16 protein-coding genes are annotated in these 11747 nt (G+C 65.9%); 9 read left to right on the forward strand and 7 right to left on the reverse strand.

Annotation, left to right across the window (positions count from 1 at the left end; genetic code table 11):
* Nucleotides 1-10: 10 nt before the first annotated feature.
* The 4 genes from G6N09_RS12325 to G6N09_RS19740 all read right to left on the reverse strand — a co-directional run bounded on the left by G6N09_RS12325 (nt 11) and on the right by G6N09_RS19740 (nt 3109).
* Nucleotides 11-598, reverse strand: coding sequence for a hypothetical protein (locus tag G6N09_RS12325; RefSeq protein ID WP_083026868.1), 588 nt, complete (start codon nt 596-598; stop codon nt 11-13).
* Nucleotides 599-744: 146 nt separating this feature from the next.
* On the reverse strand, nt 745-1530 hold the full coding sequence (locus G6N09_RS12330; RefSeq protein ID WP_083026869.1) for a GAF and ANTAR domain-containing protein: 786 nt from the start codon (nt 1528-1530) through the stop codon (nt 745-747).
* Nucleotides 1527-2858: a fatty acid desaturase family protein gene (locus tag G6N09_RS12335; RefSeq protein ID WP_083026870.1), complete on the reverse strand. Its 1332-nt coding sequence runs from the start codon at nt 2856-2858 to the stop codon at nt 1527-1529. The genes G6N09_RS12330 and G6N09_RS12335 overlap by 4 nt, the downstream gene beginning before the upstream one ends.
* Before the next feature lie 71 nt (nt 2859-2929).
* The gene (locus tag G6N09_RS19740) at nt 2930-3109 is read right to left on the reverse strand and encodes a DUF6131 family protein (protein WP_083026871.1); all 180 of its coding nucleotides are present in this window, start codon (nt 3107-3109) and stop codon (nt 2930-2932) included.
* 345 nt (nt 3110-3454) lie between these two features.
* Here G6N09_RS19740 and G6N09_RS12345 point away from each other — a divergent pair, with 345 nt between their 5' ends.
* The 7 genes from G6N09_RS12345 (at nt 3455) to G6N09_RS12375 (ending at nt 7414) form a co-directional block, all read left to right on the forward strand.
* The gene (locus G6N09_RS12345) at nt 3455-4033 is read left to right on the forward strand and encodes a DUF5994 family protein (protein ID WP_083026872.1); all 579 of its coding nucleotides are present in this window, start codon (nt 3455-3457) and stop codon (nt 4031-4033) included.
* 22 nt (nt 4034-4055) lie between these two features.
* On the forward strand, nt 4056-4463 hold the full coding sequence (locus G6N09_RS12350; protein ID WP_165756601.1) for a VOC family protein: 408 nt from the start codon (nt 4056-4058) through the stop codon (nt 4461-4463).
* 99 nt (nt 4464-4562) lie between these two features.
* A complete protein-coding gene (locus G6N09_RS12355) occupies nt 4563-4958 on the forward strand; it encodes a nuclear transport factor 2 family protein (RefSeq protein WP_083026874.1) in 396 nt (131 codons plus the stop codon).
* 25 nt (nt 4959-4983) lie between these two features.
* Nucleotides 4984-5385 (forward strand): fluoride efflux transporter CrcB, encoded by a 402-nt coding sequence (gene crcB / locus G6N09_RS12360; protein WP_083026875.1) that lies wholly within the window; start codon nt 4984-4986, stop codon nt 5383-5385.
* Nucleotides 5382-5732, forward strand: a complete 351-nt coding sequence (locus tag G6N09_RS12365) for a putative PII-like signaling protein (RefSeq protein ID WP_083026876.1) — start codon at nt 5382-5384, stop codon at nt 5730-5732. The genes crcB (G6N09_RS12360) and G6N09_RS12365 overlap by 4 nt, the downstream gene beginning before the upstream one ends.
* Entirely contained in the window at nt 5729-6097 is a 369-nt protein-coding gene (gene crcB / locus G6N09_RS12370) for a fluoride efflux transporter CrcB (RefSeq protein WP_083026877.1), read from the forward strand. Before G6N09_RS12365 ends, crcB (G6N09_RS12370) begins: the two co-directional genes overlap by 4 nt.
* Nucleotides 6098-6202: 105 nt before the next feature.
* Nucleotides 6203-7414 carry an acyl-CoA dehydrogenase family protein gene (locus tag G6N09_RS12375; RefSeq protein ID WP_083026878.1) on the forward strand — a complete coding sequence of 404 codons (1212 nt, stop codon included), beginning with the start codon at nt 6203-6205 and terminating at the stop codon, nt 7412-7414.
* Here G6N09_RS12375 and G6N09_RS12380 read toward each other — a convergent pair whose 3' ends face one another.
* Nucleotides 7415-7954, reverse strand: a complete 540-nt coding sequence (locus tag G6N09_RS12380) for a pyridoxamine 5'-phosphate oxidase family protein (protein WP_083026906.1) — start codon at nt 7952-7954, stop codon at nt 7415-7417. It lies immediately after the preceding gene.
* Nucleotides 7955-7975: 21 nt separating this feature from the next.
* Nucleotides 7976-8716 carry an SDR family NAD(P)-dependent oxidoreductase gene (locus G6N09_RS12385; protein ID WP_083026879.1) on the reverse strand — a complete coding sequence of 247 codons (741 nt, stop codon included), beginning with the start codon at nt 8714-8716 and terminating at the stop codon, nt 7976-7978.
* Nucleotides 8717-8776: 60 nt separating this feature from the next.
* Between G6N09_RS12385 and G6N09_RS12390 the strand changes: the two genes are divergently transcribed.
* Nucleotides 8777-9619 carry an SDR family oxidoreductase gene (locus G6N09_RS12390; RefSeq protein WP_083026880.1) on the forward strand — a complete coding sequence of 281 codons (843 nt, stop codon included), beginning with the start codon at nt 8777-8779 and terminating at the stop codon, nt 9617-9619.
* Nucleotides 9620-9814: 195 nt separating this feature from the next.
* Nucleotides 9815-10732, forward strand: a complete 918-nt coding sequence (locus G6N09_RS12395) for an acyl-ACP desaturase (RefSeq protein ID WP_083026881.1) — start codon at nt 9815-9817, stop codon at nt 10730-10732.
* Nucleotides 10733-10742: 10 nt separating this feature from the next.
* Here G6N09_RS12395 and G6N09_RS12400 read toward each other — a convergent pair whose 3' ends face one another.
* Entirely contained in the window at nt 10743-11675 is a 933-nt protein-coding gene (locus G6N09_RS12400) for a class I SAM-dependent methyltransferase (RefSeq protein WP_083026882.1), read from the reverse strand.
* Nucleotides 11676-11747 lie beyond the last annotated feature (72 nt).

An 11747-nucleotide genomic window follows, 5' to 3' on the forward strand; every position in this document is an offset into this window, starting at 1 on the left:
CTACGGTGGTTCAATCGTCTTCGGAGACCGGCTGGTTCAACTCGCCAAGGATGTCGTTCGCGCTGCCGCTGCGGCCCACGCCCAGTCGCTGGGCCCGGGCATCGAGCTCGCGGTCGGCATGTTCGAGGGTGTAGCCGCGGGCGATCAATACTCCGATCGCCTGATCGATCAGCGAGGATGCTGCGAGCCCGCCGGGTGCAGGCTGGGGCGGTACGCGGTGCTGATCCAGCACGAACTCGCTCAGGGCGAGGCCGGTCAGCCAGGCAAGGTCGGCGGCCAGGTCGACGAAAGCGCCGGGGTTGCCGGCGTAGAGGATCAGCACCGCAAACGGCCCTGCGATGGCGTCGGAAACCGCCGGAGTCATCGGTAAGCGCATCGAGGTGACGATGTCGCCGAGCTCGGTGCCCGATTCGAGCACGGTGAAGCTGGATTGACGACCGAAGGCAGTGATCAGCACCGTCAGACCCAGATACGACCTCACCGCGAGTTTGGTGTTGCCCGCCAACTGGAGCAGCGTGTCGGTGAGGTCGAAGTCGGGGTCGTCCAGGATTTCGGTCAGGGCCGCGAGATCGGCAGCCAGCGCCGCGGTGATGTCCACAAGGGGCAGTGCTCCCCATTGACGCCCCGAACGCCGCTCTTTTCGTCCTAAGCCGAGTGCCGCAGGTCGCGACTGCCCGGGCGCAATATCTGACCACGGATCAGGGATCGGGGTCCAACAGTGCCTATACCTAACGCTACGCGGGGTTATGGCGCGGTGCGGCGGGCGTGCGCGCGGCGCACCGCTTCGTCGACGATGCTTCGTGCGACCACCGCCAGTTTGACGTTCTCGGCCTGGCTGATCCGGCGCAGCCGGTCGAACGCATCTTCGGCGGTTCCTCCGGAACGGGCACGCAGGATACCGATGGCCTGGTCGATGACCGGACGGGTGGACAGTGCTGTCTGCAGCTGCGTGGTCAGCGCCCGGGCTTGGGTCAGCACGTTCGCGTTGTGCACCGCGACGGCGGCGGGAACGGCGAACAGTTCGCCGAGATCGGCGGCGCGTTCGGTGAAGGCATCCTTGCGGTGCGCATAGACGTTGATGGCCCCGACCACCTGGCCGGGCAGGAGCAGCGGCAGCGACAACACACTGTGCACGCCGAGACGTCCCACCCTCGGGCCGAAGCGCGGCCAGAGCTTCTCGCCGCCCAAGGACCCGGACCGCACGGTGCGTCGCTCCAACGCCGCGGTGATGCAGGGCCCCTCGTTGACCTCGACGTATTGGATCTCATCGATCTGCTGTACGAAAGGGGCGCTGGCGGCCAGAACCTCGACCCGGTTGTCACTACGCAGCAACGTCAGCCCTGCGCCGTCCGCGGCGGGAATGGCCTGCACCGCGTAGGTGGCCACTCGGGCCAGGAGCTCCTCAAGTCCGAGCGAATCGGCTACCAGATTAGCGAGATCGGCCAGACCGGATCGCAGGTCATCGTCGTCCGTGTCGACGCCTTCTGCAGTCGAATCCAGCTGGTTACCAGGGGCGGGCTTGTCGGTCATGACTGCCCCGTCATCTGCCGAATCGCGGGGAACGCACGTTGACATGCTAGTGCCGCGGGTCGGAGTAATCCATGTCTCGTCTTGCTCGCGGAGGCACGTCGACGGCGGTGCACCGCCGCGATCGCTGTCTTGAGCCCGCGGTGGCGTCCTGTCGCAGGGTCGGTGTCGACGACGTCGGTGGCCAGGCCGGCGAACATTCGCTCGCTGCGCGTCTCGGGGGCGTCATCGGCGGGATCACGCAGATAGCGATCCGGCAGCGACAGCTTGGCGATGGTGCGCCAGGTCTTGCCGTACTGAGTCAGGAACGAACCCGTCGTGTACGGCAGGTCGTACTGGTCGCAGATCTGGCGTACCCGCAGTGAGATCTGGTGTAACCGATTGCTCGGCAGGTCGGGGTAAAGGTGATGTTCGATTTGGTGGCACAGGTGGCCGCTCATAAACCGCATCGCCGGCCCGGCGTCGAAATTGGCGCTGCCCAGCATCTGGCGCAGATACCACTGGCCCCGGGACTCGCCGATCATGTCGGTTTTGCTGAATTTCTCTGCGCCATCGGGAAAATGCCCGCAGAAGATCACGGCGTTTGCCCAGACGTTGCGGATCACGTTGGCCAGCAGATTGGCCTTCACGGTCGACGCGTAGGTCGCCTTCGGTGACAGCGAGGTGAGTGCGGGGAGCGCTGCGTAGTCTTTGAACACCTGCCTGCCGGCTTTCGCCACGAACTGGCCAGCCTTTTCAAAGACGCTCATGCGCTCCGCGCCGCCCTTGCCGATATTCCCGAATTCGATGGGTTGCAGGCCGATTCCCCACTCGAACCCGAGCGCCAGAATGATGTTGAACAGCAGGTTGCCGATGTTGCTCGGATGCCAGGGTTGGTCACGGGTGACCCGCAGCGTGCTGTAGCCGACGTCGTCGTCCATGCCGACGATGTTCGTGTACTTGTGGTGGCGAAGGTTGTGAGTGAACTGCCAGTGCTTCGATACCCCTGCCATATCCCACTCCCACGTCGAGGAATGGATCTCGGGGTCGTTCATCCAATTCCACTGGCCATGCATGACGTTGTGCCCGATCTCCATATTCTCGATGATCTTGGCCGCAGCGACGGCCAGCACGCCCGTCCGCCAGGCCAGCCGTTTCGAACCAATGGTGAACATGAGCCGGCCCACTACGTCGAGGGTGCGTTGGGCGGCGATGGCACGCCGGATGTAGCGCGCATCGCGCTCGCCCAGAGAACCCTCGATCTCCAGCCGGATGGCGTCCAGGTCATCGGCCAACGAGTCGATGTCGGCGTCTGTCAGGTGAGCGAAGACCGAAATATCAGTGATCGCCACATGTTTCCCCTTTCTTCGGCCTGCGGCCGGGCGAGCGGACAGTCGCTGAATTCCTCTGGATATGTGGCGGTTCAGTAGTAGTGACTGCGACCGCCGACAGCGTGGCCCAGCCTCCCCATCAGGGCCAAGAGCAGCCCGACGACGAGAAGGACGACGCCAATGACCACGCAGAGATGGGCATAGGCAAAGGTGGGGACCAGAGCGGGCAAGAGGAGCCCAAGGACTATGAGGATGATCCCAAGGGTAATCATGGTGTTTCCCCGGTTTCTGGGTAAGGGTTGTAGAGCGTCGCATAGACGTCGGAATGTGCGGCCCGAATGAAAACTCATCGAATTCGGCGGCGGACAGCCGAACTCTCTTCTGCACCGGCTGAAGGACTCAACACCAGAAACACTACCCTTTTTTGGGGGGCGGTCGAGTGTTGTAGACGCGACGCCGGAGGCTCCCGTTGGACAAGGCGCGATGCCGCGCGCTCCGCCCCTCGGACCGAATCGGCGTAGGGTTGGTGACAACGGCGGTCCTTCGTGCAGGTGGTGTTTTCAGGTCCTGTCATCGCCGGGAACTTTGGCCGCTAGGGCTGGGATGGGAGCGTCGTCATGACGCGACAGCAGACGACACGCAAGAGCCCCGACAACTCCACTTCCCCGCTGCGGACGCCCCGGCTGCGGTTGAAGCGCAAAGATTCGCCGAGCGGATACGTCGACGGGGCATGGTGGCCACATACCGATGATCTCGTCGTGGAGCTGCCCGACCTGCTCGCGGTGCTGTCCGTTCGATTGGGGCGCATAAGCCGGGTCTTGTATAATCTGAACGAATGGATTTGCGCGCCAAAGAAACTCGTCATCGATGGGCGTCCGGTACGGCTGGATGGGTACCGGATCCAGCCGATCGACACGGTTGAAGTTCTCGGTCTCGATGGTGACCGTCTCACGTTGATGGTGGTTCCGGCACGCACCGGACCCAGCGATGCACATGCCGCCATGATGACCGCGGCACAGCCGAAAAACGCTGTGTCGGTGAGCGATCTGCTGACGGCCAGTCCACGCGAACGGGAACGACGCAATCTGGCGGCCACCGCTCTTGATCGCTGGGAATCGGAAGGGGGGACGATGCCGACCCCGGCGTCGGCCGCCCCCCGGCAACCGGCCAATCCGGCGACTGCCCTAGCAGGCTGACCTGACCTCGAAGAGGACACCGATGAGCACGGCCAGGGTTGCCTCATGTTTGATGCGAGTATCGCACCTGGACCGATCGGTGAAGTTCTATTGCGAGGTATTCCATTGCGATGTCGCCATTTGTGAGAAAGATGCGGCACTTCTGTTGACGCCGGACGGCTTCGAGATCTATCTGCGCACCCACGAGGCGTACAGGGCTGGTGGTATCACCGGCGTCGGTGTCGAGCAGGTCATCTGGTCTGTCGGCAGCCAGGAGGAGCTGCAGCAGATTGAACAACGCATGCGCGTCCACGATCCGAGTGTGTACTCAAACACCTTGGATGAGATCAGTTTCGTCGATGGTGCAGATCCAGATGGCATTCGGGTCCTGGTCACCTACCCGACTCCTCACCAGCTTCCACGTGAGGTCATCGACCGACGATTCCGGTGATTGGGTCTCGATGGACCCCGCGGCAAGGAACCCGAGCATCGGACAGCCCCTGGGTCTACCGTAGGACTTTGCAACGTATTGACCAGTGGAGGTGTTCCGGTGCACCCTTTTCGGCAAGCCGTGGAGGCTCGCGATGTCGCGGCCATCGAGGAGATGCTGTCCGACGATGTCGTATTCACCAGCCCGGTGGCGTTCAAGCCCTACCCGGGCAAGCCGGTCACCGCGGCGATCCTGCGGGCGGTAATGCGCGTTTTTGAAGATTTTCACTACGTGCGGGAGATCGGTGACGCTGGAGGGCGCGACCATGCGCTGATCTTCGAGGCGTTGATCGACGGCAAGCGGGTCACCGGATGCGACTTCCTGCACATCGACGGCGACGGCAAGATCGACGACTTCGTGGTGATGGTCCGGCCGCTGTCGGCGGCCACCGCGCTGGCCGAAGCCATGGCGGCGCAGTTCGACCAGATCACCCGTGAGGCCACCGGCTCCGCCTAGCCGGAACCGATCGCGGAGCTGCGGAATGCATGAGCAGGCGCCGGTAGTCGCGGCCGTCGCGGTCGGCGGCGCCATCGGCGCCTGCGCGCGTTACGCCGTCGCGCTGGCCGTGCCCACCCCGGTTGATGGATTCCCTTGGGCCACATTGCTCACCAACGTCAGCGGATGCGCGCTGATGGGGGTGTTGATGGTGGCGATCACCGAAGTGTGGGTCGGTCATCGGCTGCTGCGCCCACTGCTGGGCACCGGTGTGCTCGGTGGCTACACCACGTTCTCCACCTTCGCCGGCGACGTCGACACCCTGATCGCCGCCGGGCAACTGGCCCGGGCGCTGCTCTACCTACTCAGCACGCCGGTGGCGGCGTTGATCGCGACCTGGACCGCCGCGAGCCTCGTCCGTCGTCTGATCATCAGGAGGATCGCATGAACCAGCTCACCGGACGCGCCCTGCGCCTGACGGTATTTCTCGGTGAGAGCGACACGTGGCACCACAAGCCGGTGTTCAGTGAGATCGTGCACCGCGCTCGGCGAGCCGGTCTGGCCGGCGCATCGGTATTCCGCGGTATCGAGGGCTTCGGAGCGTCCTCGGCCATCCACACCACCCGGCTGCTGTCGATGTCGGAGGACCTGCCGGTCTCGGTCGTCATCGTCGACGCCCCTGAGCGGGTTCGGGCTTTTCTGCCCGAGCTGGACGAACTGGTCACCGAGGGCATGATCCTGTTGGACGAAGTCGAGGTGGTCCGCCACATCGGGCGCACCCCCGCGGGCCAGTGACCTGGCTGCTGGTCATCGCCGGCGCAGCGGTGGGTGCACCGCTGCGCTATCTGACCGACCGCTTCGTACAAGCCCGCCACGACACCGCATTCCCGTGGGGCACGTTGACGGCCAACGTGTTGGGCAGCCTGCTGCTGGGGGTGCTCACCGGGGCGGCGACCCTCGGCGATCATCGGTTGCACCTGTTGATCGGCACCGGCCTGTGCGGGGCGCTGACCACCTACTCGACCTTTTCCTACGAAACCCTGCAGCTAGTTGGCGTCGGTGCGCGGCTGTACGCGCTGATCAATCTGGCGCTCACCCTCACCAGCGGGTTGGGGGCCTTCTCCGTCGGCCATGCCGTGGCACAGGCGATGTCGACCTGATCGATCCGCGGGTAAGGCGACGCAGCGCGAGCTCGCCCAGCTCCGGGTGCCACAATCGAGCCCGACAGTGTCCCGGGTGACCGCCCATCCTTTTCAGGAGTTGCCATGTCGTTCTCGGTAGAGCTCAGCGATGACGTGATCGAGGTGCGTGACTGGGTGCACCAGTTCGCCGCTGAGGTCGTTCGCCCCGCCGCCGCCGAATGGGATGAGCGCGAAGAGACACCCTGGCCGGTCATCCAGGAGGCGGCCAAGATCGGCCTGTACTCGCCGGAGCTGTTCGCCACCCAGGCGGCCGAACCCAGCGGAATCGGCATGCTGGCGGTGTTCGAGGAACTGTTCTGGGGCGACGCCGGGATCGCCCTGTCGATTCTGGGGACCGGGCTTGCCGCCGCGGCGTTGGCGGGCAACGGAACTCCCGAGCAGCTGGGTCTGTGGCTGCCCGAGATGTTCGGCACCGCCGACGACCCCAAGGTCGCGGCTTTCTGCTCCTCGGAACCCGACGCCGGTTCCGATGTCGGCGCGATCCGCACTCGCGCCCGCTACGACGAGGCCAGCCGTGAATGGGTGCTCAACGGCACCAAGACCTGGGCCACCAACGGCGGTATCGCCAACGTGCACATCGTGGTCGCCTCGGTCTATCCCGAATTGGGCTCGCGCGGGCAGGCCACGTTCATCATCCCGCCCGACACCGCGGGGTTGGCCCAGGGCCAGAAGTTCAAGAAGCACGGCATCCGGGCATCGCACACCGCCGAGATCGTGCTCGACAACGTCCGGCTTCCCGAGGACATGATCCTCGGCGGCCGGGAGAAGTTCGAGGCTCGGGTGGCCCGGGTCAAGTCCGGTGCGTCGGCCGGCGGACAGGCAGCCATGAAGACCTTCGAGCGCACCCGGCCGTCAGTCGGCGCCATGGCCGTCGGAGTGGCCCGCGCCGCCTACGAGTACGCCCTCGAATACGCTTGCCAGCGCGAGCAGTTCGGCCGCAAGATCGGTGAGTTCCAGGCGGTCTCGTTCAAGTTGGCCGATATGAAGAGCCGCATCGACGCCGCCCGGCTGATGGTCTGGCGGGCCGGCTGGATGGCCCGCAACAACAAGGCCTTCGACAACGCCGAGGGCTCGATGGCCAAGCTGTTCGCCAGTGAGACCGCGGTCTACGTCACCGACGAGGCCATCCAGATTCTCGGCGGCAACGGCTACACCCGGGACTACCCGGTCGAGCGGATGCACCGCGACGCCAAGATCTTCACCATCTTCGAAGGCACCAGTGAGATTCAGCGGCTGGTCATCGCCCGGGCGCTGACCGGGCTGGCGCTGCGCTGATCAGTTCGGGTCAGATTCCGGGGACGCCCCATCGGAGAACACGAAACGGGTGCAGTCGGTGGGGAACGCGAACCAGGCCAGTGCGCGGCGGGGAATGATCATGCGCAGCCCGCCGCCGTCGGGCCCCGCCCAGGCGTCGGCGTCGGGAGCGTACTGCGGGTGATACTTCGTGAAGGCGACCGCCAACCGGGCTCCGAGGCCGTCGGATGCTGCGGAGGTGGCCACCGAGATGCCCTCGACGATCACCACCTGCGTGCCGCTTTCGAGCGTCAGGGTGCAGGCCGGGTTGTGCTGCGCGTTGCGCGCGTGGCGCGTGGTGGGTGCGCCGTCGTAGTAGAACCGGCCCTCGAGCCACACCCCCCAGCGCGGCACGGAGTGCGGGGTGCCGTCCGGGCGCACCGTGCTCAACCAGTAGTGCTGTGAGGCGGTCAGGCGCTGTTCGACGTCGGACCAGCTCAACAGGCCCACCGCCGAATCCGGCAACCCATAACCCGCCGGTAGAACGGGTCGTTGCACCGCGGGGCCGGCATTCGGTTCCATGGTGGGCACGCTAGCGGCCGGCTACCCCGCCGTCTTGCCGTTGTCGGTCATGTACACCGCCCCGTGCACGGCGGCGGCGGCATCGCTGGCCAAAAAGGCGATCACCTCGGCGACGTCACTCGGGGCGCTCAAGCCCCGCGGCGAGGCCACCCGCATGATCAGGTTCACGTCGGCGCCCTCGGGAAGCTGGAAGTTGGTCACCTGCGGGGTCAGCATCCCGCCCGGGCAGACGGCGTTCACCCGCAGCTTCTCGGCGGTGAACTCCACGGCCAACGCGCGGGTGAGCCCGACCAGACCGTGCTTGGCCGCGCAGTAGCCCGCCGAGTACGCCTGGCCCTCGACCCCGGCGATCGAGGCGACGTTGACGATGTTGCCGCCGGTCTCCAGCAGATGCGGCAGCGCCGCGCGGCACAGGAAGAACGGCCCGTTGAGGTTGACCGCGAGGTCATGCGCCCACTCGTCGTCGGTGACCGCGGACGTGTGGCGCATCTGGTGGGCGCCGGCGACATTGACCAGAACATCGAGTCGGCCGAACTGGTCGACGCACTGCTGCACCGCCGCCGCGCAGGCCGCCGCGGTGCTGATGTCGGTGACGGCGTACTGCCCACCCGGCGCATCGGCGAACACGGCGGCCAGTCGCTCGGCGTCGCGCGCCAAGCCGAACACCGATGCCCCGCGCCGGGCGAACAACTGTGCTGTCGCCGCGCCCAGCCCCGACGAGGCACCGGTCACCAGCGCCACTTTGCCTGACAGATCGGTCATTTCGACTCTCCGCATCACCCAGTCGACCGGCACTGGGGCTCAGCCGTCTACCGTCCAGTTATGGCCTCAGTATCAGTGATCACCGGCGGTGCCGGCGGCATGGGTCTGGCGACGGCCAAGATTCTCGGCCGAGATCACGCGGTGGTGCTGGCCGATGCCCGGCGGGATCGGCTCGATGAGGCGCTTGCGGTGCTCACCGAGCTCGGTATCGCCGCGACCATCGTTCATTGCGACGTCACCGATCGCGACGCGGTGAGCCGGTTGTTCGACACCGCGGCGGGTGTCGGACCGCTGGCGTCGGTGATCCACACCGCCGGGGTGAGCCCGAGTATGGGGGACGCCGAGTTCGTCATGCGGGTCAACGCATGGGGCACCGTCGTGGTCAACGAGGTGTTCTACGACATCGCTCCCCGGGAAGGGGCGGTGATCGTCAACGTGGCTTCCATGGCCGCACAGCTGCTGCCCGACAAGGTCTACCCGACGGGCCAGTTCCCGCTGGCACTGCATGACGGCGACGCCTTCGTGTCGGCGATGACGGCCTACTGCAACAACGCGCCCGAGCAGGCGCGCTCGGGCTTCTCCTACACCGTCAGCAAGGCCTTCGTGAAGTGGTACTGCGCGTCGCAGGCCGAGCGATTCGGTGGTCGCGGGCTGCGGATCGTCTCGGTGTCGCCGGGCAACATCGACACCGAGATGGGCCGGCGTGAAGAGAAGGCCGGGGTAGGCATGATGATGCCCGATGCGCTGATCGCGCGCTGGGGCACGGCCGAGGAGATGGCTGAGCTGTTCGCCTTCTGCGCCGGCGACAAGTGTGGCTACCTCACCGGCGCCGACATTCTGGCCGACGGGGGAGTGGTCGCCTCCATGCGCGAGCGTGCGCGGCTCGCCGCCGAACGCAGCTGAGATTGCGTCTACGGCGGTAAATCGGCCGCACCCACGACCCTGGACGCAGCCTTCTCCACGCTTCTTCACAGCTAAGTTAACGGTTGACACGCAGCGGGGTGCGTGCTTACCGTGGAGCAAACCTACGGAACCGTAGGTTCGGCTGGGGGGCCAATCGACAGCCCGCTTGTCGATTCCGGGAGGGGGACAAAAACCATGGTGAACGTCCAGACAGCGTTGCTTCACGAATTGGAGCCGATTGTCGAGCAGAACCTCAATCGCCATCTCAAGGCCGCCAAACCGTGGCTGCCACACGACTACGTGCCGTGGAGCAGGGGGCGTGACTTCGCTTTCCTCGGCGGCGAGGACTGGGTTCCCGAAGACTCTCCGCTAGACCCGGTCGCCAAGTCCGCCCTGCTGGTCAACCTATTGACCGAGGACAACCTGCCGTCGTATCACCGCGAGATCGCCACCACCTTCAGTCGGGACGGCGCGTGGGGCACCTGGGTGGGCCAGTGGACCGCCGAGGAGGGCCGCCACAGCATCGCGCTACGTGACTACCTCATCGTCACGCGCGGCATCGACCCGGTGAACCTGGAGAACATGCGGATGCAGCACACCGTCGCCGGCTATGACGCCGGCGGCAAGTCCGCCCTGCAGGTGCTGGCCTACGTGTCTTTCCAGGAGCTGGCCACCCGGGTGTCGCACCGCAACACCGGTAAGGCGTCCGGATGCCCGATCGCCGACCAGCTGCTGGCCCGCGTCGCTCTCGACGAGAACCTGCACATGGTGTTCTACCGCAACCTGATGCAGGCAGCCCTGGACATCGCGCCGGACGAGGCCATGTGTGCGATCCGTGACGAGGTGCTCGGCTTCGCGATGCCCGGCATGCACATGCCCGGTTTCAAGGAGAACGCCCTGCTGATCGCCAAGGCCGGCATCTACGACCTGCGCATCCACCACGACGAGGTCGTGCAACCGGTGCTGCGGTTCTGGAAGATCAGCGAACGCACCGACTTCGGTGCGGCGGGCGAGGAGGCCCGGGAGCAGACCATCGGCTTCATGAAGATGGTCGACGAGCGGGCCACCTACTACGAAGAGAAGGCCAAGGCGCGCGAGAGCGTCTCCGCCTGATCGGTGACCGCTAGCTCTGTTTGATCGAGGCGTGGTAGGTCGTGGCGGCCATGGACACCGCGTCGGTGCCCGGCGGGGGAGTCGGACGGCCGTACTCCGCCAGGAGTTCGGTCATGGTCCTGCTGGTTGAGACCCAGTCCAAGGAGTCGAGGTAGGCCGCGACGTCGTTGCGGGCGCCCCGATAGCCGAGTTCGGAGAACTCCAGGTCGAAGCCGTGCTCCCGCCACTTCTCGGTGGCGCCGCGCATCATCTCGCGCGCCTGGTCGTGCTGGGCCTCCGAGATGTTCGGGATCGCCTCGGTGGCCAGTCGGCTGCCGTCGGCGCTCAGTGCGGTGATGTTGTCGAGCAGCCGGTCCTGCGCCTCCGGGGGGAGGTAGCCGAGCAGTCCTTCGGCGATCCACGCGGTGGGCTGGGTGTGGTCGAACCCCGCCTGGGTCAACGCCCCCGGCCAGTCGTCGCGCAGGTCCACGGCCACGCCACGGCGATCGGCGGTCGGCTGCGCCCCCAACTCGGCCAGTGTTGCGGCCTTGAACGCCAGCACCGCCGGCTGGTCGATCTCGAAGACCGTCATGCCGGTGGGCCAGCTCAGTCGGTACGCGCGCGCATCCAGGCCCGAGGCCAGGATCACGGCCTGGCGGATGCCAGCCGCCGTGGCTTCGGCGAAGAACGCGTCAAAAAAGCGGGTGCGGACGGCCATGGCGTCGGGCATCTGCCCGAGCTTCCAATGGGACTCGGGGTCGTCGAGGTCGGTGCTGGGCAGGTCGCCGGTGGCCCACTTGGTCAGGAAATCGACGCCGACGGCCCGGACCAGTGGTTCGGCGAAGCGGTCATCGATCAGCGGATCGTCGGCTCGCGTGGCGATCGCCCGGGCGGCGGCGACCATCGTGGCCGTTGCTCCCACGCTGGTGGCCAGGTCCCAGGTGTCGTTATCGGTGCGTGCCATGGGAGCTCCTTAGGAGGGTGGACAGGGCGATTTGCTTAGTCTACCAATTAATTAGTTTGGGTAATAAAGTCT

Origin of the sequence: Mycolicibacter minnesotensis (assembly GCF_010731755.1) — a bacterium.
GTDB classification, from domain to species: domain Bacteria; phylum Actinomycetota; class Actinomycetes; order Mycobacteriales; family Mycobacteriaceae; genus Mycobacterium; species Mycobacterium minnesotense.